Origin of the sequence: Streptomyces sp. NPDC012637, assembly GCF_042954805.1 — a bacterium.
GTDB lineage: Bacteria > Actinomycetota > Actinomycetes > Streptomycetales > Streptomycetaceae > Streptomyces.
On the sequence record NZ_JBIBDS010000003.1, the window covers coordinates 704,759 to 725,242 of the forward strand.

Consider the following 20,484-nt stretch of genomic DNA (forward strand, 5'->3'; position numbering starts at 1 on the left):
GGCCCGCCAGGGGCCGGGGCCTCGGCGGGGGTGGTGTCGGGGCCGCGTCCGGACACCACCCCCGTTCACTGCGCCAGGTACCCGCCGTCCACCGGGAGCACCGCCCCCGTCACGAACGAGGCCTCGTCCGAGGCGAGGAAGAGGACGGCCGCGGCCACCTCCTCCGGGCGGCCGAAGCGGGCCATCGGGTGGGCGCGGGCGACGGTGTCCAGGTACTCCCGGCCGCCCGGCTCGTGGCGGACGGCGGCCACGCGCTCGGTCTCGATGGTGCCGGGGGCGACCGCGTTCACCCGGATGCCGCGCGGGGCCCACTCCACCGCCAGGTGCTTGGTCAGACCCGTCGCCACGAACTTCGCCGGGCCGTACACCGCCTGCCGCGCCTGGCCCGCCACGCCCGAGACCGACGAGGTGCACACGATCGCGCCGCCGCCCGTCCCGAGCATCGCCTGGATCGCGTACTTGCAGGTCAGGAACATGCCGCGGCCGTCCACCGCCATCACCTCGTCGAAGTCGGCGGCGCTCGCCTCCGTGACGTCGAGCAGCGGGATCACTCCCGCGTTCGCCACCAGGACGTCGAGGCGTCCGAAACGCTCCACGGCGGTGGTGATCATGCGGCGGGCGTCGGCGTCGCGCGAGACGTCGCCGACGACCGTCACCACGTCGTCGCCGAGCGTGGCGAGGCGCTCCGCGTCCCGGTCCGTCGCGACCACCCGCGCACCCTCCGCCGCGAAGCGCAGCGCCGTCGCCCTGCCGATCCCGCTCGCCGCGCCCGTGACCACGCACACCCGGTCCGCCAGCCGTCCTGAAGCCTCGTTCGTCATGTCCGGGCAACGAGCGCGCGCCGCCTGAGTGTCGGTCCCCGCCAGTAGGGTGGGGACCATGGCCGACCCCTCCAGCTACCGCCCCAGGCCGGGACAGATCCCCGACTCGCCGGGGGTCTACAAGTTCCGCGACGAGCACCGCCGGGTGATCTACGTCGGGAAGGCGAAGTCCCTGCGCCAGCGCCTTGCGAACTACTTCCAGCCGCTGGCGGGCCTGCACCCGCGCACGGCCACGATGGTGACCACGGCCGCCTCCGTCGAGTGGACCGTCGTGTCGACCGAGGTCGAGGCGCTGCAGCTGGAGTACTCCTGGATCAAGGAGTTCGACCCCCGGTTCAACGTGAAGTACCGGGACGACAAGAGCTATCCGTACCTCGCGGTCACGCTCAACGAGGAGTTCCCGCGCGTCCAGGTCATGCGCGGGCACAAGAAGAAGGGCGTGCGCTATTTCGGGCCGTACGCGCACGCGTGGGCCATCCGCGAGACCGTCGACCTGATGCTGCGGGTCTTTCCCGTGCGGACCTGCTCCGCCGGGGTGTTCCGCAACGCCGCGTCCGCCGGCCGGCCGTGTCTCCTCGGCTACATCGGCAAGTGCTCGGCGCCCTGCGTCGGCCGGGTGACGCCCGAGGAACACCAGGATCTGGCCGAGGAGTTCTGCGACTTCATGGCCGGCCGCACCGGCACGTACATCCGCCGCCTGGAGAAGCAGATGATGCTCGCGGCCGAGGACATGGAGTACGAGAAGGCCGCCCGGCTGCGCGACGACATAGAGGCGCTGCGCAAGGCCATGGAGAAGAACGCGGTGGTGCTCGCCGACGCCACCGACGCCGACCTGATCGCCCTCGCCGAGGACGAGCTGGAGGCGGCCGTGCAGATCTTCCACGTCCGTGGCGGCCGGGTCCGCGGCCAGCGCGGCTGGGTCACCGACAAGGTGGAGGCGGTCGACACCGCGGGGCTCGTCGAGCACGCGCTCCAGCAGCTGTACGGCGAGGAGAACGGGGACGCCGTACCCAAGGAAGTGCTGGTTCCCGCCCTGCCGGAGGACACCTCCGCCGTCACCCAGTGGCTCTCCGGCCGCCGGGGCTCGCAGGTCTCCCTCCGGATCCCGCAGCGCGGCGACAAGAAGGACCTGATGGAGACGGTCGCGCGCAACGCGCAGCAGGCGCTGGTGCTGCACAAGACCAAGCGGGCCAGCGACCTGACCACCCGCTCCCGCGCCCTGGAGGAGATCGCGGAGGCCCTGGATCTGGACTCGGCGCCGCTGCGGATCGAGTGCTTCGACATCTCGCACCTCCAGGGCCAGGACGTCGTGGCGTCCATGGTCGTCTTCGAGGACGGGCTGCCCCGCAAGAGCGAGTACCGCCGCTTCCAGATCAAGGGCTTCGAAGGACAGGACGACGTCCGGTCCATGCACGAGGTCGTCGGCCGGCGCTTCCGGCGGTACCTCGCCGAGAAGGAGAAGACCGGCGAATGGGTGGACGGCGAGGTGCCGGCGGAAGCCGCCGGTGCCGAGGGCCGCGACGAGGACGGGCGGCCCAAGCGGTTCGCCTACCCGCCGCAGCTCGTCGTCGTCGACGGCGGGCAGCCGCAGGTCGCCGCCGCCCGGCGGGCCCTGGACGAGCTCGGCATCGACGACATCGCCGTCTGCGGGCTCGCCAAGCGCCTGGAGGAGGTCTGGCTGCCCGGTGAGGACGACCCGGTGGTGCTGCCCCGCACCAGCGAGGGCCTGTACCTCCTCCAGCGGGTACGTGACACGGCTCACGACTTCGCCATCCGCTACCAGCGGACCAAGCGCAACAAGCGCATCCGCAGCAGCCCCTTGGACGAGATCCCGGGCCTCGGCGAAACCCGGAAACAAGCCCTCATCAAGCATTTCGGCTCGGTCAAACGGCTCCGGCAGGCGACAATCGAGCAGATCTGCGAGGTCCCCGGCATGGGCCGCAAGACGGCCGAGGCCGTGGCGGTGGCCCTCGCGCAGGCGGCCCCGGCCGCGCCCGCCGTGAACACGGCAACAGGAGAGATCATGGAAGACGACGGGGGCACCACCGCATGACCACGCACGATCAGCACGACGAGCACGATCAGCACGACGAGCACGAGAACACGCACGAAGACGGAGCACCAGACATGAGTACGGGCACCCCGGAGCCCGCGGCGGCCGAGAACAACGGCGACGCGGCCATCCCCGAGCTGGTGATCATCTCCGGCATGTCAGGCGCCGGCCGGTCCACCGCGGCGAAGTGCCTGGAGGACCTCGGCTGGTTCGTCGTCGACAACCTGCCGCCCGCGCTGATCCCCACCATGGTGGAGCTCGGCGCCCGCTCCCAGGGCAACGTGGCCAGGATCGCGGTCGTCGTCGACGTCCGCGGCCGCCAGTTCTTCGACAACCTGCGCGACTCCCTCGCCGACCTCGACTCCAAGCAGGTCACCCGCCGGATCGTCTTCCTGGAGTCCTCCGACGAGGCCCTGGTCCGGCGCTTCGAGTCGGTCCGCCGGCCCCACCCGCTCCAGGGCGACGGCCGCATCGTCGACGGCATCGCCGCCGAGCGCGACCTGCTGCGCGAGCTTCGCGGCGACGCCGACCTGGTGATCGACACCTCCAGCCTCAACGTGCACGAGCTGCGCGCCAAGATGGACGCCCAGTTCGCCGGCGAGGAGGAGCCCGAGCTGCGGGCCACGGTGATGTCGTTCGGCTTCAAGTACGGACTGCCGGTCGACGCGGACCTCGTCGTCGACATGCGCTTCCTGCCGAACCCGCACTGGGTGCCCGAGCTGCGCCCCTTCACCGGCCTCAACGAGGAGGTCGCCAACTACGTCTACAACCAGCCCGGTGCCAAGGAGTTCCTGGACCGCTACACCGAGCTGCTCCAGCTGATCGCCGCCGGCTACCGCCGCGAGGGCAAGCGGTACGTGACCATCGCCGTCGGCTGCACGGGCGGCAAGCACCGCTCCGTCGCCACCGCCGAGAAGCTGGCCGCCCGCCTCGCCTCCGAGGGCGTGGAGACCGTCGTCGTCCACCGGGACATGGGGCGCGAGTGAAGCCGTACCGCCGGCGTACGTCCACCCTCTCGGTGCGCCGTACGCTCCGCAGGCGCGGCGCCCAGCCCAAGGTCGTCGCGCTGGGCGGCGGCATGGGCCTCTCGGCCTCCCTCGCCGCCCTGCGCCGCATCACCGGCGACCTGACCGCCGTGGTCACCGTCGCCGACGACGGGGGCTCCAGCGGCCGGCTCCGCGAGGAGCTGGGCGTGCTGCCCCCGGGAGACCTCCGCAAGGCGCTCGCGGCGCTCTGCGGCGACGACGACTGGGGCCAGACCTGGGCCCGGGTCATCCAGCACCGCTTCCAGTCCAAGGGCGAGATGGGCGGCCACGCCGTCGGCAACCTGCTGATCGTCGCCCTCTGGGAGCAGCTGGGCGGCGATCCGGTGCAGGCCCTCGACCTGGTCGGCAAGCTGCTCGGCGCGCAGGGCCGGGTGCTACCCATGTCCGCCGTGCCGCTGGAGCTCCAGGCGCTGGTCAAGGGCCACGACCCGGCGCGCCCGAACGACGTGGACACGGTGCGCGGCCAGGCCACGGTGGCGCTCACCCCCGGCGAGGTGCAGTCCGTGCACCTGGTGCCGCACGACCCGCCGGCCGTGCCCGAGGCGGTCGCGGCCGTCCTGGACGCGGACTGGGTGGTGCTCGGCCCGGGCTCCTGGTTCTCCTCGGTGATCCCGCACCTCCTGGTGCCCGAGCTGCTCGACGCCCTCGTGGAGACGAAGGCCCGCCGGGTGCTCTCGCTGAACCTCGCACCGCAGCCCGGAGAAACCGAGGGCTTCTCCCCGCAGCGTCATTTGGAGGTTTTGGCACGACACGCCCCTAAACTCGCCCTGGACGTGGTGCTGGCCGACGAGGCCGCCGTGCCCGACGCGTCGGCAAGAGAGCCCCTCGCCGAAGCCGCCAAGCGGCTCGGCGCCGCGGTCGAGCTGGCGCCGGTGGCCAGGCCCGACGGTGCTCCGAAGCACGACCCGGAGCTGTTGGCCGCCGCGTACGACCGTATTTTTCGGATGCATGGAAGGATCGGCCCATGGCGATGACGGCAGCGGTGAAGGACGAGATCTCCCGGCTCCCCGTCACCCGGACCTGCTGCAGGAAGGCCGAGGTCTCGTCGATCCTTCGGTTCGCGGGCGGGCTGCACCTGGTGAGCGGCCGGATCGTGATCGAGGCGGAGCTGGACACGGCGATGGCGGCCCGCCGGCTCAAGCGGGACATCCTGGAGATCTTCGGACACAGTTCCGAACTGATCGTGATGGCTCCCGGCGGACTGCGCCGGGGCTCGCGCTTCGTGGTGCGGGTGGTCGCGGGCGGCGACCAGCTGGCCCGCCAGACCGGCCTCGTGGACGGCCGTGGGCGGCCGATCCGGGGTCTCCCCCCGCAGGTCGTCTCCGGGGCCACCTGTGACGCGGAGGCGGCCTGGCGCGGCGCCTTCCTGGCGCACGGCTCGCTGACCGAGCCGGGCCGCTCCTCCTCCCTGGAGGTCACCTGCCCCGGCCCCGAGGCCGCGCTCGCCCTGGTCGGCGCCGCCCGCCGGCTCTCCATCGCCGCGAAGGCCCGTGAGGTCCGCGGCGTCGACCGGGTCGTGGTCCGCGACGGCGACGCCATCGGCGCGCTGCTGACCCGGCTCGGCGCGCACGAGTCGGTGCTGGCCTGGGAGGAGCGGCGGATGCGGCGCGAGGTCCGCGCCACCGCCAACCGCCTGGCCAACTTCGACGACGCCAACCTGCGCCGCTCCGCCCGCGCCGCGGTCGCCGCGGGCGCCCGGGTGCAGCGGGCCCTGGAGATCCTCGGCGAGGAGGTGCCCGAGCACCTGGCCGCCGCCGGCCGGCTGCGGATGGAGCACAAGCAGGCCTCGCTGGAGGAGCTGGGCGCGCTCGCCGACCCGCCGCTCACCAAGGACGCGGTGGCCGGCCGGATCCGCCGGCTGCTCGCCATGGCCGACAAGCGGGCCCAGGACCTGGGCATCCCCGGGACCGAGTCCAACCTGACGGAGGAGCTGGACGACAGTCTCGTCGGCTGACGCCCCAACTCCGTGCTGCCGGTGCCTTTCTGAGGTACCGGCAGTTCCGTTTTCCGGGCTTCTCCGACGCGCCGTACGCACCCTTGACAGGGGTATGAGCCACCACGAGCCTGGCGTCTGTTCACATTCGTGGCAGACGACAGCAAGGGGGGCTGATGAGGCGCAGAGCGAGAGCGATCCTCGCCGTGGCATCTCTGGTCATCGCGGGTCTGGCGACGGCACCCGTCGCCGGAGCGCAACCCACGGCACAGGACGGGGACTTCGAACACGTCTCCGTGTGGCGGGCGAAGGTCACCAAGGAGCAGGTGCCGCTCCTCCTCGACGCAGGCACCGACGCCCACGAACTGACCGAGCAGGTGCCCGACAGGGGCGCCGCCACCGTGGAGCTCTACCTCACCGACGCGCAGGCCGGACAGCTGCGCCGGCGCGGCGTCGAGATCGCCGAGCACACCATCGGCGCCCAGGCCGAGAAGCGGGTGGCGGCCGCCGGGGACGGCGTCTTCCGCCCGTACGGCGGCAAGGGCGGCCTCAAGCAGGAGATCCTGGACACCGCCCGGGCCAACCCGGGGCTCACCAAGGTCGTCTCCATCGGCAGGACCGTCAGGGGCCAGGACATCCTCGCCCTCAAGGTGAGCAAGGGCGCCGCGAAGACCAAGGACGGCTCCAGGCCCGCCACGCTGTACCTGTCCAACCAGCACGCCCGCGAGTGGATCACGCCGGAGATGACCCGGCGGCTGATGCACCACTACCTGGACGGCTACGGCAAGGACCCGCGGATCACGAAGCTGGTCGACACCACCGAGCTGTGGTTCGTGCTCTCCGCCAACCCGGACGGCTACGACTTCACCCACGCCGACCCCGGCAACCGCCAGTGGCGCAAGAACCTGCGCGACAACAACGGCGACGGGCGCATCGAGTCCGGCGACGGCGTGGACCTCAACCGCAACTTCGCCTACAAGTGGGGCTACGACGACGAGGGTTCCTCGCCCGACCCCGCCGACGAGACCTTCCGCGGCACCGGCCCCATGTCCGAGCCCGAGACCCGGGCCCTGGACGCCTTCCAGAAGCGCATCGGCTTCGCGTACGGCATCAACTACCACTCCGCAGCCCAGCTGCTGCTCTACGGCGTGGGCTGGCAGGTCGCCACCGACACGCCCGACGACGTGGCCCTCAAGGCGCTCGCCGGCACCCCGCAGAAGTCCGCGGTCCCCGGCTACCGCCCGCAGGTCTCCTCCGAGCTCTACATCACCAACGGCGAGGCCGACGGACACGCCGCCAACGTCAACGGGATGCAGATGTTCACCCCGGAGATGTCGACCTGCGCCACCGCCTCCCGCGTCGACCCGAACGACGCCTGGGACCCGGCCGACTGTGCCTCCGTGTTCACCTTCCCGGACGACGAGAAGCTGATCCAGGCCGAGTTCGCCAAGAACGTCCCCTTCGCGCTCGCCGTCGCCGAGACCGCCGCGCACCCGGACCGGCCGGTGTCCCCGGTCGGCATCGAGGCCCCCGACTTCACCCCGGACGCCTTCGCCACCTCGTACGCGAACGGCGGCGCCCAGGAGGTGGCCGTCACCGCCCGCAAGTCGCTGCGCGCCAAGGCCCTCAACTACCGGATCAACGGCGGCCGCACCCACCGCGAGGGTCTGGAGCCCTGGAAGGGCGGCGAGACCTTCGGCGGCGAGGACAACCTCTACTTCGACGAGTACCGCGCCGAGGTCGAGGGCGCGCGGCCCGGCGACAAGGTGGAGGTCTGGTACACCGCCCGCACCCGGGAGGGGAAGACGACCGCGTCCGCCCCGTTCACGTACACCGTGGCCGAGCGGCCCCGCGCCGACGTCCTCGTCCTCGCCGAGGAGGGCGGAACGAGCGCCGCGCGGCACACCGAGGCCTATGTGAAGGCGCTCGCCGCGAACGGCCGAAGGGCGGCCGTCTGGGACGTCGCCACCCAGGGCACGCCGGACACCCTCGGCGTGCTGGGCCACTTCGGCACCGTCGTCTGGTACACCGGCGCCGAGCAGCCCTCCGGGGCCACCCTGCTCGCCGTCCGGGCCTATCTCAACGAGGGCGGCAAACTGATCAACGCGGGCGAGAAGTCGGGCGGGCTCGCGCGGATCGGCCGCGCCGAGTCCAACGACTTCGCCCAGTACTACCTCGGCGCCTTCAACCGGTCCGGGCTGAACGCCCCGCCGTCCTTCGCCGGCTCCGGCCGGCTCGGCGGCAGCGGTGTGGCACTCGGTGCCGCCGCCGACAACCCGCTGGACAACGCCGGCGCGTACACCGTCACCTCCGACAGCCTCACGCCCGACCGCTTCCCGCAGTTCGCGTCCAGCGCCTCCGCGGGCGACTACCCGGGCATCCGCACCCCCTTCGAGCCGTACGAGGGCAGCCGCTTCGCCGCGCTGCGCCACACCGACGGCACCTGGGGCCGGCTGAGCCGGACCGTCGACCTCACGGGCGTGGACGCCGCCTCGAAGCCGAACCTGACCTTCCAGGTCAGCTACGACACCGAGCCGGGCTACGACAACCTGATCGTGGAGGCCCACACCGTCGGCCAGGACGACTGGACCACCCTGCCCGACGCCAACGGCGGCACCTCGGCGGAGCCGCCCGCCGACTGCGGCGAGGGCTACTACGTCCGTGACCACCCCTTCCTCGCCCACTACCTCACGGTCGGGCAGGACGGCTGCGCCGCCACCGGCACCACGGGCGCCTGGAACGCCTTCACCGGCCCGTCCAACGGCTGGCGGCAGGCGAGCGTCGACCTGAGCCGCTACGCGGGCAGGCAGGTCGAGCTGGCGATCTCGTACGTCTCCGACCCGGGCACCGGCGAGATGGGCGCCTTCGTCGACGACCTGCGGCTGAACGCCGGGTCCGTGAGCGACACCGAGGGCTTCGAGACCGGGACGGGCGCCTGGTCCGTACCGGGACCGCCGGCCGGAAGTCCCGGGAACGGAAGCGACTGGACCCGTTCCGAGGCCCTGTTCCACTCCCAGGCCGCGGTCACCACCCGTGACACCGTGCTCTTCGGCTTCGGTCTCGAGCACGTCCCGAATGCGGCGGAAAGGGCGAGTCTGGTCAGAAGGGCGCTTACTTCGCTCCGACGCTGATTCGGGCGCTCAGGCGAGCACCCGTTTTCGTCACTCTCCGTAGTGGGGACCAAGGTCCCTCGACAGCCCTTACCCGTTGGTAGGTAAGGGCTGTCGGCCTTTTACCCGCAGTTTCCGGGCGCATACGGCTGCACGGGATGTCACGCGGAGCCATCCGGAGAGGTAGGGTCGTAAGCGGTCGGGGACATCCCAAAAAGAGAAGCTCGCCGGGCGTCGAAACCCGGCGTACCTAACGAGGAGATCGGTTCGTGACGATCCGCGTAGGCATCAACGGCTTTGGCCGTATCGGTCGCAACTACTTCCGCGCGCTCCTTGAGCAGGGTGCCGACATCGAGGTCGTGGCGGTCAACGACCTGGGTGACACCGCGACCACGGCGCACCTGCTGAAGTACGACACCATTCTGGGCCGCCTCAAGGCCGAGGTGACCCACACCGCCGACACCATCACCGTCGACGGCCACACCATCAAGGTGCTGTCCGAGCGCAACCCGGCCGACATCCCGTGGGGCGAGCTGGGCGTCGACATCGTCATCGAGTCCACCGGCATCTTCACCAAGCGCGAGGACGCCGCCAAGCACCTCGCCGGTGGCGCCAAGAAGGTCCTCATCTCGGCTCCGGCCAAGGACGAGGACATCACCATCGTCATGGGCGTCAACCAGGAGAAGTACGACCCGGCGCAGCACGACGTCATCTCCAACGCCTCCTGCACCACCAACTGTGTCGCGCCGATGGCCAAGGTCCTCGACGAGAACTTCGGCATCGTCCGCGGTCTGATGACCACGGTCCACGCGTACACCAACGACCAGCGCATCCTGGACTTCCCGCACAAGGACCTGCGCCGCGCCCGTGCCGCCGCGGAGAACATCATCCCGACCACGACCGGTGCCGCCAAGGCCACCGCCCTGGTCCTCCCGCAGCTCAAGGGCAAGCTCGACGGCATGGCCATGCGCGTCCCGGTCCCGACCGGTTCGGTCACCGACCTGGTCGTGGAGCTCTCCCGTGAGGTCACCAAGGACGAGGTCAACGCCGCGTTCAAGAAGGCCGCGGACGGCGACCTCAAGGGCATCCTGTTCTACACCGAGGACGAGATCGTCTCCTCGGACATCGTGAGCGACCCGGCGTCCTGCACGTTCGACTCGTCGCTGACGATGGTCCAGGAGGGCAACTCGGTCAAGGTCCTCGGCTGGTACGACAACGAGTGGGGTTACTCCAACCGTCTCGTCGACCTCACCGTCTTCGTCGGCGGCCAGCTCTAAGCTCTAGGGCGGGCTTTCGATATGAAGCAGGGCTCGGGCAGTGCGATGACGCACTGCGCGAGCCCTGTGTCGTGTGCTCCACCGCGTGTACCAAGGAGTCAGAGATACAGATGAAGACGATCGACGAGCTGCTCGCCGAGGGCGTGTCCGGCAAGCGGGTGTTCGTCCGCGCCGACCTCAACGTGCCCCTCGACGGCACCACCATCACCGATGACGGCCGCATCCGCGCCGTGGTCCCGACCGTCAAGGCGCTGGCCGACGCCGGCGCCCGCGTCGTGGTGGCCTCCCACCTCGGCCGCCCCAAGGGCGCCCCGGACCCGGCCTTCTCGCTCGCCCCGGCCGCCGGGCGCCTCGGCGAACTGCTGGGCGCCGGCGTGGCCTTCGCGACCGACACCGTCGGCGAGTCGGCCAAGGCGACCGTGGCGGGCCTCGCCGACGGCCAGGTGGCCGTCATCGAGAACCTCCGCTTCAACGCGGGCGAGACCTCGAAGGACGACGCCGAGCGCGCCGCCTTCGCCGGCGAGCTGGCCGAGCTCGCCGACGTCTACGTCGGCGACGGCTTCGGCGCGGTCCACCGCAAGCACGCCTCGGTCTTCGACCTCCCGGGCCGGCTGCCGCACTACGCCGGCTACCTCATCGCCACCGAGGTCGGCGTCCTGAAGAAGCTCACCGACGAGGTCAAGCGGCCCTACGTGGTCGTCCTCGGCGGCGCCAAGGTCTCCGACAAGCTCGGTGTCATCGACAACCTGCTGAAGAAGGCCGACCGCATCCTCATCGGCGGCGGCATGGCCTACACCTTCCTGGCCGCCAAGGGCCACGAGGTCGGCATCTCGCTTCTGCAGGCGGACCAGAAGGACAAGTGCCTGGAGTACCTGGCGGAGGCGGAGAAGCGCGGCGTCGAGTTCGTGCTCCCCGTCGACGTCCTGGTCTCCGCCGACTTCCCGGACCTGAAGACCAAGGCCCCGGCCACCTTCGAGACCGTCGCCTCGGACGCCATCCCGGCGGACAAGGAGGGCCTCGACATCGGCCCGGAGACCCGCGAGCTCTACGCGGCGAAGCTCGCCGACGCGGGCACGGTCTTCTGGAACGGCCCCATGGGCGTCTTCGAGCACCCCGACTACGCGAACGGCACCAAGGCCGTCGCGCAGGCCCTGCTCGACTCGCCCGGCTTCACCGTCGTCGGCGGCGGTGACTCGGCCGCCGCCGTGCGCACGCTCGGCTTCGACGAGAATGCGTTCGGACACATCTCGACCGGCGGCGGCGCCTCCCTCGAATACCTCGAGGGCAAGACGCTTCCCGGCCTCGCCGCACTGGAGGACTGAACACCTTGACCGCATCTCTTTCTTCTGGCCGCACCCCGCTGATGGCGGGCAACTGGAAGATGAACCTCAACCACCTCGAGGCCATCGCCCACGTCCAGAAGCTCGCCTTCGCCCTGACCGACAAGGACTACGACGCCGTCGAGGTCGCCGTCCTGGTCCCCTTCACCGACCTGCGCTCCGTGCAGACCCTGGTCGACGGCGACAAGCTGAAGATCAAGTACGGCGCCCAGGACCTCTCGGCACACGACTCCGGCGCGTACACCGGTGAGATCTCCGGCCCGATGCTGGCCAAGCTGAAGTGCGCCTTCGTGGCCGTCGGCCACTCGGAGCGCCGCCAGTACCACGCCGAGGACGACGAGGTCTGCAACGCCAAGGTGAAGGCCGCCTACCGGCACGGGATCACCCCGATCCTCTGCGTCGGCGAGGAGCTGGAGGTCCGCGAGGCCGGCAACGCGGTCCCGCACACCCTGGCCCAGGTCGAGGGCGGTCTGAAGGGCGTGCCGGCCGAGCAGGCCGAGTCCGTCGTGATCGCCTACGAGCCCGTCTGGGCCATCGGCACCGGCAAGGTCTGCGGCGCCGAGGACGCGCAGGAGGTCTGCGCGGCCATCCGCGGCAAGCTCGCCGAGCTGTACTCGCAGGAGCTGGCCGACAAGGTCCGCATCCAGTACGGCGGCTCCGTGAAGAGCGGCAACGTGGCCGAGATCATGGCGCAGGCCGACATCGACGGCGCGCTGGTCGGCGGCGCCTCGCTGGACGCCGACGAGTTCGTCAAGATCGTCCGGTTCCGCGACCAGTGATGATGTAGGCGGCGGGGGAGATCCGTCGTACCCTTGCGGGGGTCGGGCAGGTACGATGCCCGGCCCCCGTCCGTATAAGTCCGAGGAAGTTGGTCCAGCCGTGGTTATGGGGTTCTCGATCGCCCTGATCGTCTTCAGTGCGCTGCTGATGCTGCTCGTGCTGATGCACAAGGGGAAGGGCGGCGGCCTCTCCGACATGTTCGGTGGCGGCATGCAGTCGTCCGTCGGTGGCTCCTCGGTCGCCGAGCGCAACCTGGACCGCATCACCGTGGTGGTCGGTCTGCTGTGGTTCGCGTGCATTGTCGTACTTGGTCTGCTGATGAAGATGGACGGGTAACTCCAATCACTGGACGCGCGTTGGGCCTTACGTAGACTGGGGCATCTTCGAGCACCATCACGCAGGGAGTTACGACCGTGGCAAGTGGCAACGCGATCCGGGGAAGCCGGGTCGGAGCGGGGCCGATGGGGGAGGCCGAGCGGGGCGAGTCGGCACCGCGTCTCCGCATCTCCTTCTGGTGCTCGAACGGGCACGAGACCCAGCCGAGCTTCGCCAGCGACGCACAGGTGCCGGACACCTGGGACTGCCCGCGCTGTGGCTTCCCGGCCGGCCAGGACCGGGACAACCCGCCGGACCCGCCGCGCACCGAGCCGTACAAGACGCACCTCGCGTACGTACGGGAGCGGCGCAGCGACGCGGACGGCGAGGCGATCCTCGCCGAGGCGCTCGCCAAGCTCCGTGGGGAGATCTGAGCGCGACACGACGACACGATGACGAACGGGTCCTGGACACAGGACCCGTTCGTCATGTCCGGGTGCGTGTCCCGTACGTCATCTCCGGTGGTCGTCGGCGATGTGCGCGGTGAGCGCGAGGGCGGCCGTGGCCCGCGCGTAGGTCAGCTGCGCCACGCGCGCGTAGAGGCAGTCGAGGATCAGCAGCACCGAGTGCCGGGTGCCGAAGCCGCCGTGCCGGAACCCCGTGGGCGCGGCGGTCGAGGTGAGATGGACGCCCGCCGCGCGGGCCACCGGGGAGCGCGGGTCGCCGGTGACGGCCACGGTCGAGGCGCCCCGCTCGCCGGCCAGCCGCAGCGGTCCGAGGACCTCGCGGGTCGCGCCCGAGTGGGAGAGCGCGACGACCGCGTCCGCGGGCGCCAGGAGGGCGGCGGAGGTCTCCGCCGCGTGCACCTCGGTCCAGGCGCGGGCCTCGCAGCCGATGCCGAACAGCCGGGCCTGCGTCTCCAGGGCGAGCACACCGGAGGCGCCGACCCCGTAGACGTCGATCCGGCGGGCCCGGGCGAGCGCGCGGGCGGCCCGCTCCAGGGCGTCCAGATCGAGCTGCTCGCTGGTGGCGCGCAAGGCGGCGAGATCGGCGCGGGCGACGGCGGCGACGACGTGCTCCAGCGGCTCGTCGGGCCCGATCTCCGGGCCGAGCGGCCGGTGTTCCCGCGGCTCGGCGCTCTCCTGTCCCTGCTCCCTGGCGAGTTCGAGCAGCAGCCGCTGGTACGAGTCGAGGCCGAGGGCGTGGCAGAAGCGGGTCACGGTGGCCTGCGAGGTGCCGGTGCGACGCCCGAGCTCGGCGGCGGAGAGCCCCGCCACACGGGCCGGATCGGCGAGCACCCAGTCGCCCACCTTCCGCAAGGAGCCGGACATCCGGGGAAGTTCGGAGCGGATCAGTGCGGTGATCATGCGAGAGAGCCTTCCGGGGTCTTGTGACCGGGTGAATCTATCAACCAGCATGCGGCCTGATGAACGAATCCAGGATTCAACGGGTGGTCGGCATCGACGCGGGCGGTACGCGCACCAGGGCGCGTCTCGCCGAAGCCGCGACCGGACGGACGCTGGGCGAGGGCACGGGCGGCCCGGGCAACGCGCTGAGCGTGCCCGCGGACGCGCTCGTACGGCATCTGTCCGAGGCCCTGCGCGGGGCGGTGCCGCCGGGTGGCGGGGGAGCGGTCGCCGCGGTCGTGGCGGGCTTCGCGGGCGGCGGGCCCGGCGGGGGCAGGGAGCGGGCCGAGGCGGCGCTCGCGGCGGCGCTCGCGGAGGTCGGAGCGGCCCCGGCGCGGATCGAGGTGCGCGGCGACGCGGAGGTGGCCTTCGCGGCCGGGCCCGGCACCCCGGCCGACGGCCTGGTCCTCATCGCCGGCACCGGGGCGGCGGGCGCGCGCGTCGCGGACCGCCGCATGGTGCGCGCGGTGGACGGCGACGGCTGGCTGCTCGGGGACGCGGGCAGCGGCTTCTGGCTGGGCAGGGAGGCGCTGCGCGCGGTGCTGCGGGCCCTCGACGGCCGGGGTCCGGCCACAGCCCTCACGGGCCCCGTGGGGGAGCTCTGCGGAGGCCTCGCGAAGGAGCGCGTGGTCGGGTTCGCGTACGCCGCCCACCCGGTGCGGCTAGCGGAGCTGAGCCCGCTGGTGGTGGCCGCCGCCGACGCGGGGGACGCCGTCGCCGGCGAGCTGCTCGACCGCGCGGCGGACGAACTCGCGGCGACGGTACGAGCGTTGGGGCCGCGCCCGGGCGAGCCGCTGGTGGTGACCGGCGGCCTCCTGGCCCCCGGAGGACCGCTCCTGGCGCGCCTGTCCGCCCGGGTGCGGGCATCGGGACTCGTACCGTCCTCCGTGCCGGACGGCCTGGCGGGCGCGGTGTCGCTGGCGCGGCTGCTCGTCTGACGGGAGAGGGCGGGACGCGGCGGGACGGGACGGGAGGGGCGCTACGGGCTCCTGCTGCCCGTACCGCCCCTCCCGCGTTTTCCGTACCGCCTTGCCGGGCTTACAGCACCTTGGACAGGAAGGCCTTGGTGCGGTCGTGCTGCGGGTTGGTGAGGACGTCGCGCGGGTTGCCCGACTCGACGACGACGCCGCCGTCCATGAAGACGAGGGAGTCGCCCACTTCGCGGGCGAAGCCCATCTCGTGGGTGACGACGATCATCGTCATGCCGTCCTCGGCGAGCTGGCGCATGACGTCGAGGACGTCGCCGACGAGCTCGGGGTCGAGGGCGGAGGTGGGCTCGTCGAAGAGCATGAGCTTGGGTTCCATCGCCAGTGCGCGGGCGATGGCGACGCGCTGCTGCTGGCCGCCGGAGAGCTGGGAGGGGTAGTTGCCCATCCGGTCGCGCAGGCCGACCCGGTCGAGCAGGCGCTCGGCCCGTTCGCGGGCGACGGCCTTGGACTCGCCCTTGACCTGGATGGGTGCCTCCATGACGTTGGCCAGGGCCGTCATGTGGGGGAAGAGGTTGAAGCGCTGGAAGACCATGCCGATGTCGCGGCGCTGGGCGGCGACCTCGCTGTCCTTCAGCTCGTAGAGCTTGTCGCCCTTCTGCTTGTAGCCCACCAGCCGGCCGTCGACGGACAGGCGTCCGCCGTCGATGCGCTCCAGGTGGTTGATGCAGCGCAGGAAGGTGGACTTGCCGGAGCCGGAGGGGCCGACCAGGCAGAACACCTCGCCGTTCTGCACCTCCAGGTCGATGCCGCGGAGGATGTGCGCCGCGCCGTAGGACTTGTGGACGCCTTCGGCCTTGACCATGGCGGTCACCTGGGCACCTCCGGGCGGCGGAGCGTCGACAGGGTGGCCTTGACCTTCTGCCAGGGCGTGGGCGGCAGGTTCCTGATCGCCCCGCGGGCGTAGTACCGCTCCAGGTAGAACTGGCCGACGCTGAGGAGCGAGGTCAGGATCAGGTACCAGACGGCCGCGAGGAACAGCATCTCCACGGGCGAGCCCGAGGTCTGGCCGATGTCCTGCGCGTACCGCAGGAGTTCGTAGTACTGCACGGCCGCCACCAGGGAGGTCGTCTTCAGCATGTTGATGACCTCGTTGCCCGTGGGCGGCACGATGACCCGCATGGCCTGCGGGATCACGATCCGGCGCAGCGTCGCGCCGTGCCTCATGCCGAGCGCGTGCGCGGCCTCGGTCTGGCCCTCGTCAACCGCCAGCAGGCCGGCCCGGCAGATCTCCGCCATGTAGGCGGCCTCGTTGAGGCCGAGGCCGAGCAGCGCCGTGAGGAACGGCGTCATGAAGTCCGACCACTCGTCCTGGTAGACCGGCGGGAGGTTGATGTAGTCGAAGACGAGTCCCAGGTTGAACCAGACGAGCAGCTGGACGTAGACCGGGGTGCCGCGGAAGAACCAGATGTAGAACCACGCGACCGACGAGGTCACCGGGTTCCTCGACAGGCGCATCACGGCGAGGACGGTGCCGCCGCCCACGCCGATGAGCATGGAGAGCACGGTCAGCACGAGCGTCTCGCGCACGCCCTCCATGATGCGGTCGTCGAAGAGGTAGTCCGGGATCGCTCCCCAGTTGATCTCGCCGCGCGCGAAGGCGTAGACGATCGCCCCGAACAGGGCCAGGACCACGACGGCGGCGGCGTACCGCCCGTAGTGGCGGACCGGGACGGCCCGCACCTCCGTGTGGGCTATGCCGGAGTCCTTCATCAGACACCGCCGTTGACGACGGCCTTCGTGACGGCGCCGTCCCGGCCGCCCCACTTGTCCACGATCTCGGCGTACCGGCCGTTGGCGATGATCGCGTCGAGGGCGGCGGCGATCGCGTCGCGCAGGCGCGTGTCCTTCTTCGCGACGGCGATCCCGTACGGGGCGGCGTCCGTCTGCTCGCCGACCAGGACGAAGTCCTGTCCTCCGCCCGAGGTCTTGACGGCGTAGGCGGCGGCCGGGAAGTCGGAGCAGCCGACGTCCACGCCCTTGCTGCGGACCCGGGTCTGGGCCTGCGCGTCGGTGTCGTAGGCCTCGATGGCGATGGCCGGCCCGCCGCCCTTGGCGCACTTGCCGTTCTCGGACTTGAGCAGGTCGTGGGCGACGCTGCCGCGCTGGACGGCGACGGTCTTCCCGCACAGGTCCGCCCAGCCCTTGACGGACCCGGCGTGCGCCTTGCGGGCGTAGAGGGAGACCCCGGCGGAGAAGTAGTCGACGAAGTCCAGGCCCTCGCCGATCTTCTTGCCGGTGACGGAGTCGACACCCTCCTGGCGGGCCTTGGTGTCGTTCATCGCCGACATGATGACGTCGTAGCGGTCGGCGCGCAGCCCGCTGACGAGGGTGTCGAAGGTGCCGTTCTCGAAACGGAACTCCACGCCGAGCTGCTCGCCCAGTGCCTCGGCGATGTCCGGATCGAGGCCCACGGTGGCGCCCGAACCGTCCTTGAACTCGACCGGCGGGTAGGCGATGTCGGAGCCGACCCTGACGATGCCGGCGGCTCGGATGTCCGCCGGGAGGCGGTCGCCCAACGGGGCGGCGGCGGATTTCTTCGGTGTGCCGCCGCCCGCTGCGGCGTCGTCCCGCTGGTCGCCGCACGCGCTCGTGGCGGTGAGGGCGGCGGACGCGAGTAAGAGTGCCGTGGTACGGCGAAGGGCTGATGTGCGCACGGTCATGTCGATAGCTCCAGAGCTGTGAGCAGGGAGTAAAGAACAGGAGTGGTGCGGGTGGTGCGGGTGGGACGCCGAGCAACCTAGTCCACGGCGCCGACGATCAACCAGGGTCTCTTGACGGGCCCTCACAGGTACTGGTTCATTGAACCGATCACGGCAATGTCATTCGGTTCATCCATCCAGAGTCCGGCCAGGGCTCACCCGCAAGCTCGCGCAGAGGAGTCCCCGTCATGGCCCAAGTCGCCCTCGGAGCCGCCCGGTTCGCCGACGTCGCCCGGACCGCCGTCGAGCGGGTCGTCGGCGCCAACAAGGACGCCGTCGCCGTCGCGGCGCGGCTGTTCGCGGACTGCGTGGCCGCCGACGGGGTGATCCACGCCTTCGGCACCGGTCACTCGCAGGCCGCCGCGCTCGAAGTGGCCGGACGGGCCGGCGGGTTCGTGCCCACCAGCCGGATCTCGCTCGCCGACCTCGTCCTGCGCGGCGGCGAGGACCCGGCGATCCTCCGGGACCCGCTGCTCGAACGCTCGCCGGGACTCGCCGACCGGCTCTACGCGCTCGCCACGCCCCGGCCCCAGGACCTGTTCGTCATCATCTCCAACTCCGGCGTCAACAACGCGATCGTCGACCTGGCCCTCAAGGTCACCGGCGCCGGCCACCGGCTGGTCGCCCTGACCTCGCTGGAGCACACCCACGCCGTGCCCGCCCTGCACGCGAGCGGCAAGCGGCTCGCCGACCTCGCCGACGCCGTCCTCGACAACGGCGCCCCCGCGGGCGACGCCGTGCTGCCGCTGCCCGACGGCGGTGCGCTGTGCGGGATCTCCACCCTCACCTCGTCCCTCCTCGTGCAGATGACCGTCGCAGAGGCCGTCGCCCTGCTCCTCGCCGAGGGACACGAGCCGCCCGTCTACGTCTCCGCCAACCTCCCCGGCGGCCACGAGCGCAACGCGCTCCTGGAGGCCCGCTACGCGGGACGGCTGCACCGCGGCGGTCACTGAACGCGTTTCGCACACCGGATCAATTAGGTTGGAGGACAGCGGGGCACACACGCAGCAAGACGAGGAATGGGCGATGTCCGAGATGAATGACGCAGGCCGAAGCAGGCTCAACCAGCTGCCCGAGTGGACGGCCCTCGGCAAGCACCGCGAGCAGCTGGGCGACACCCATCTGCGCGAACTGTTCGCCGCCGACCCCGAGCGCGGCAGCGCGTACACGCTGCGGGTCGGCGACCTGTATCTGGACTACTCCAAGCAGCTGGTGACCGACGAGACGCTGGCGCTGCTGCGCGACCTCGCCGCCGCCACCGGCGTCGCCGGACTGCGCGACGCCATGTTCCGCGGCGAGAAGATCAACAACACCGAGCACCGCGCCGTCCTGCACACCGCGCTGCGCGCCCCGCGCGACGCGGTGATCGAGGTCGACGGAGAGAATGTCGTCCCCGAGGTCCACGCCGTCCTCGACAAGATGGCCGCCTTCGCCGACCAGGTCCGCGCGGGCGAGTGGACCGGCCACACCGGCAAGCCGGTCAAGAACATCGTCAACATCGGCATCGGCGGCTCCGACCTCGGCCCCGCGATGGCCTTCGAGGTACTGCGCTCCTACACGCGGCGCGACCTGACGTTCCGTTTCGTCTCCAACGTCGACGGGGCCGACCTCCACGAGGCCGTCCGCGACCTCGACGCGGAGGAGACCCTGTTCGTCGTCGCCTCGAAGACCTTCACCACCATCGAGACGATCACCAACGCCACCTCGGCCCGTGACTGGCTCCTCGGCGAGCTGAAGGCCGGCCAGGAGGCCGTCGCCAAGCACTTCGTGGCCCTGTCGACCAACGCCGAGAAGGTCGAGGACTTCGGCATCGACACCACGAACATGTTCGGGTTCTGGGACTGGGTCGGCGGCCGCTACTCGTACGACTCCGCCATCGGCCTCTCCCTGATGGTCGCCATCGGCCCGGACCGCTTCCGCGAGATGCTCGACGGTTTCCACCTCGTCGACGAGCACTTCCGCACCGCGCCGCCCGAGGAGAACGCGCCCCTCCTGCTCGGCCTCCTCGGCATCTGGTACGGCGCCTTCTTCGACGCCCAGTCGCACGCCGTCCTGCCGTACTCCCACTACCTGTCGAAGTTCACCGCCTACCTCCAGCAGCTCGACATGGAGTCCAACGGCAAGTCCGTCACCCGTGACGGACAGCCCGTCGACTGGCAGACCGGACCGGTCGTCTGGGGCACCCCCGGGACCAACGGGCAGCACGCCTACTACCAGCTGATCCACCAGGGCACCAAGGTCATCCCGGCCGACTTCATCGGCTTCGCGAAGCCCGTCGACGACCTGCTGCCCGGACTGGTGGCCCAGCACGACCTGCTGATGGCCAACTTCCTCGCCCAGACCCAGGCCCTCGCCTTCGGCAAGACGCCAGAGGAGGTACGGGCCGAGGGCGTGCCCGAGGAGCTCGTCCCGCACAAGACCTTCCAGGGCAACCACCCCACCACGACGATCCTCGCCGACGGCCTCACCCCGTCCGTGCTCGGCCAGCTCGTCGCCCTCTACGAGCACAAGGTCTTCGTCCAGGGCGCCGTCTGGAACATCGACTCGTTCGACCAGTGGGGCGTCGAGCTCGGCAAGGTCCTCGCCAAGAAGATCGAGCCGGTGCTCACCGGCGGCGAGGGCGCCGACCGGCTCGACAGCTCCACCGCGGGACTCGTCGCCGTCTACCGCTCGCTGCGCGGCCGGAACTGACCCGGTGACACGGGGGGAGGACGC

General features: G+C 71.2%; 18 protein-coding genes. 13 read left to right on the forward strand and 5 right to left on the reverse strand.

Translation table 11 applies throughout. The features are described 5' to 3' along the window. Window positions 1-65 precede the first annotated feature (65 nt). The gene (locus tag ACFY8W_RS16225; RefSeq protein ID WP_391105252.1) at window positions 66-821 is read right to left on the reverse strand and encodes a glucose 1-dehydrogenase; all 756 of its coding nucleotides are present in this window, start codon (window positions 819-821) and stop codon (window positions 66-68) included. Between the two features lie 58 nt (window positions 822-879). Between ACFY8W_RS16225 and uvrC the strand changes: the two genes are divergently transcribed. The 10 genes from uvrC to ACFY8W_RS16275 all read left to right on the forward strand — a co-directional run bounded on the left by uvrC (window position 880) and on the right by ACFY8W_RS16275 (window position 13,109). Next, the gene (gene uvrC, locus ACFY8W_RS16230) at window positions 880-2,874 is read left to right on the forward strand and encodes an excinuclease ABC subunit UvrC (RefSeq protein ID WP_391105254.1); all 1,995 of its coding nucleotides are present in this window, start codon (window positions 880-882) and stop codon (window positions 2,872-2,874) included. Next, window positions 2,871-3,860, forward strand: coding sequence for an RNase adapter RapZ (rapZ, locus tag ACFY8W_RS16235; RefSeq protein ID WP_391105256.1), 990 nt, complete (start codon window positions 2,871-2,873; stop codon window positions 3,858-3,860). The genes uvrC and rapZ overlap by 4 nt, the downstream gene beginning before the upstream one ends. Continuing rightward, window positions 3,857-4,894 carry a uridine diphosphate-N-acetylglucosamine-binding protein YvcK gene (yvcK, locus tag ACFY8W_RS16240; protein WP_391105258.1) on the forward strand — a complete coding sequence of 346 codons (1,038 nt, stop codon included), beginning with the start codon at window positions 3,857-3,859 and terminating at the stop codon, window positions 4,892-4,894. Before rapZ ends, yvcK begins: the two co-directional genes overlap by 4 nt. Then, entirely contained in the window at window positions 4,885-5,874 is a 990-nt protein-coding gene (gene whiA, locus ACFY8W_RS16245) for a DNA-binding protein WhiA (RefSeq protein ID WP_030205188.1), read from the forward strand. The genes yvcK and whiA overlap by 10 nt, the downstream gene beginning before the upstream one ends. A 155-nt stretch (window positions 5,875-6,029) precedes the next feature. Continuing rightward, a complete protein-coding gene (locus tag ACFY8W_RS16250; protein ID WP_391105260.1) occupies window positions 6,030-8,984 on the forward strand; it encodes a M14 family zinc carboxypeptidase in 2,955 nt (984 codons plus the stop codon). A 248-nt stretch (window positions 8,985-9,232) separates the two neighbouring features. Beyond that, window positions 9,233-10,240: a type I glyceraldehyde-3-phosphate dehydrogenase gene (gap, locus tag ACFY8W_RS16255; protein WP_391105261.1), complete on the forward strand. Its 1,008-nt coding sequence runs from the start codon at window positions 9,233-9,235 to the stop codon at window positions 10,238-10,240. A 110-nt stretch (window positions 10,241-10,350) separates the two neighbouring features. Then, window positions 10,351-11,562, forward strand: coding sequence for a phosphoglycerate kinase (locus ACFY8W_RS16260; RefSeq protein WP_391105263.1), 1,212 nt, complete (start codon window positions 10,351-10,353; stop codon window positions 11,560-11,562). Window positions 11,563-11,603: 41 nt separating this feature from the next. Then, a complete protein-coding gene (tpiA, locus tag ACFY8W_RS16265; RefSeq protein WP_391105557.1) occupies window positions 11,604-12,359 on the forward strand; it encodes a triose-phosphate isomerase in 756 nt (251 codons plus the stop codon). A 106-nt stretch (window positions 12,360-12,465) separates the two neighbouring features. Next, a complete protein-coding gene (secG, locus tag ACFY8W_RS16270) occupies window positions 12,466-12,696 on the forward strand; it encodes a preprotein translocase subunit SecG (RefSeq protein WP_265866124.1) in 231 nt (76 codons plus the stop codon). A 77-nt stretch (window positions 12,697-12,773) separates the two neighbouring features. Then, window positions 12,774-13,109 carry an RNA polymerase-binding protein RbpA gene (locus ACFY8W_RS16275; protein ID WP_003957010.1) on the forward strand — a complete coding sequence of 112 codons (336 nt, stop codon included), beginning with the start codon at window positions 12,774-12,776 and terminating at the stop codon, window positions 13,107-13,109. Window positions 13,110-13,187: 78 nt separating this feature from the next. Here ACFY8W_RS16275 and ACFY8W_RS16280 read toward each other — a convergent pair whose 3' ends face one another. Next, the gene (locus ACFY8W_RS16280) at window positions 13,188-14,042 is read right to left on the reverse strand and encodes an SIS domain-containing protein (RefSeq protein WP_391105265.1); all 855 of its coding nucleotides are present in this window, start codon (window positions 14,040-14,042) and stop codon (window positions 13,188-13,190) included. Between the two features lie 59 nt (window positions 14,043-14,101). Between ACFY8W_RS16280 and ACFY8W_RS16285 the strand changes: the two genes are divergently transcribed. After that, window positions 14,102-15,019, forward strand: coding sequence for a BadF/BadG/BcrA/BcrD ATPase family protein (locus ACFY8W_RS16285; RefSeq protein ID WP_391105267.1), 918 nt, complete (start codon window positions 14,102-14,104; stop codon window positions 15,017-15,019). Window positions 15,020-15,119: 100 nt separating this feature from the next. Here ACFY8W_RS16285 and ACFY8W_RS16290 read toward each other — a convergent pair whose 3' ends face one another. Genes ACFY8W_RS16290 through ACFY8W_RS16300 form a run of 3 tightly spaced genes read right to left on the reverse strand, consistent with a single transcriptional unit; the run spans window position 15,120 to window position 17,730 of the window. Beyond that, complete coding sequence (locus ACFY8W_RS16290) at window positions 15,120-15,881, reverse strand: ATP-binding cassette domain-containing protein (protein WP_391105269.1); 762 nt, start codon at window positions 15,879-15,881, stop codon at window positions 15,120-15,122. Continuing rightward, the gene (locus ACFY8W_RS16295) at window positions 15,878-16,780 is read right to left on the reverse strand and encodes an ABC transporter permease subunit (RefSeq protein ID WP_391105271.1); all 903 of its coding nucleotides are present in this window, start codon (window positions 16,778-16,780) and stop codon (window positions 15,878-15,880) included. The genes ACFY8W_RS16290 and ACFY8W_RS16295 overlap by 4 nt, the downstream gene beginning before the upstream one ends. Further along, window positions 16,780-17,730, reverse strand: a complete 951-nt coding sequence (locus ACFY8W_RS16300) for a transporter substrate-binding domain-containing protein (protein ID WP_391105273.1) — start codon at window positions 17,728-17,730, stop codon at window positions 16,780-16,782. Before ACFY8W_RS16300 ends, ACFY8W_RS16295 begins: the two co-directional genes overlap by 1 nt. A 227-nt stretch (window positions 17,731-17,957) precedes the next feature. Between ACFY8W_RS16300 and ACFY8W_RS16305 the strand changes: the two genes are divergently transcribed. Both ACFY8W_RS16305 and pgi read left to right on the forward strand, forming a co-directional pair. After that, entirely contained in the window at window positions 17,958-18,722 is a 765-nt protein-coding gene (locus ACFY8W_RS16305) for a sugar isomerase domain-containing protein (protein ID WP_391105275.1), read from the forward strand. 82 nt (window positions 18,723-18,804) lie between these two features. After that, on the forward strand, window positions 18,805-20,460 hold the full coding sequence (gene pgi, locus ACFY8W_RS16310; protein ID WP_391105559.1) for a glucose-6-phosphate isomerase: 1,656 nt from the start codon (window positions 18,805-18,807) through the stop codon (window positions 20,458-20,460). Window positions 20,461-20,484: the final 24 nt, after the last annotated feature.

Coding starts and splice junctions, on each gene's coding strand:
- ACFY8W_RS16225 (WP_391105252.1), bottom strand. CDS start 821: ATGACGAACGAGGCTTCAGGACGGCTGGCGGACCGGGTGTGCGTGGTC.
- uvrC (WP_391105254.1), top strand. CDS start 880: ATGGCCGACCCCTCCAGCTACCGCCCCAGGCCGGGACAGATCCCCGAC.
- rapZ (WP_391105256.1), top strand. CDS start 2,871: ATGACCACGCACGATCAGCACGACGAGCACGATCAGCACGACGAGCAC.
- whiA (WP_030205188.1), top strand. CDS start 4,885: ATGGCGATGACGGCAGCGGTGAAGGACGAGATCTCCCGGCTCCCCGTC.
- ACFY8W_RS16250 (WP_391105260.1), top strand. CDS start 6,030: ATGAGGCGCAGAGCGAGAGCGATCCTCGCCGTGGCATCTCTGGTCATC.
- ACFY8W_RS16260 (WP_391105263.1), top strand. CDS start 10,351: ATGAAGACGATCGACGAGCTGCTCGCCGAGGGCGTGTCCGGCAAGCGG.
- tpiA (WP_391105557.1), top strand. CDS start 11,604: ATGGCGGGCAACTGGAAGATGAACCTCAACCACCTCGAGGCCATCGCC.
- secG (WP_265866124.1), top strand. CDS start 12,466: ATGGGGTTCTCGATCGCCCTGATCGTCTTCAGTGCGCTGCTGATGCTG.
- ACFY8W_RS16280 (WP_391105265.1), bottom strand. CDS start 14,042: ATGATCACCGCACTGATCCGCTCCGAACTTCCCCGGATGTCCGGCTCC.
- ACFY8W_RS16285 (WP_391105267.1), top strand. CDS start 14,102: ATGAACGAATCCAGGATTCAACGGGTGGTCGGCATCGACGCGGGCGGT.
- ACFY8W_RS16295 (WP_391105271.1), bottom strand. CDS start 16,780: ATGAAGGACTCCGGCATAGCCCACACGGAGGTGCGGGCCGTCCCGGTC.
- ACFY8W_RS16300 (WP_391105273.1), bottom strand. CDS start 17,730: ATGACCGTGCGCACATCAGCCCTTCGCCGTACCACGGCACTCTTACTC.
- ACFY8W_RS16305 (WP_391105275.1), top strand. CDS start 17,958: ATGGCCCAAGTCGCCCTCGGAGCCGCCCGGTTCGCCGACGTCGCCCGG.
- pgi (WP_391105559.1), top strand. CDS start 18,805: ATGAATGACGCAGGCCGAAGCAGGCTCAACCAGCTGCCCGAGTGGACG.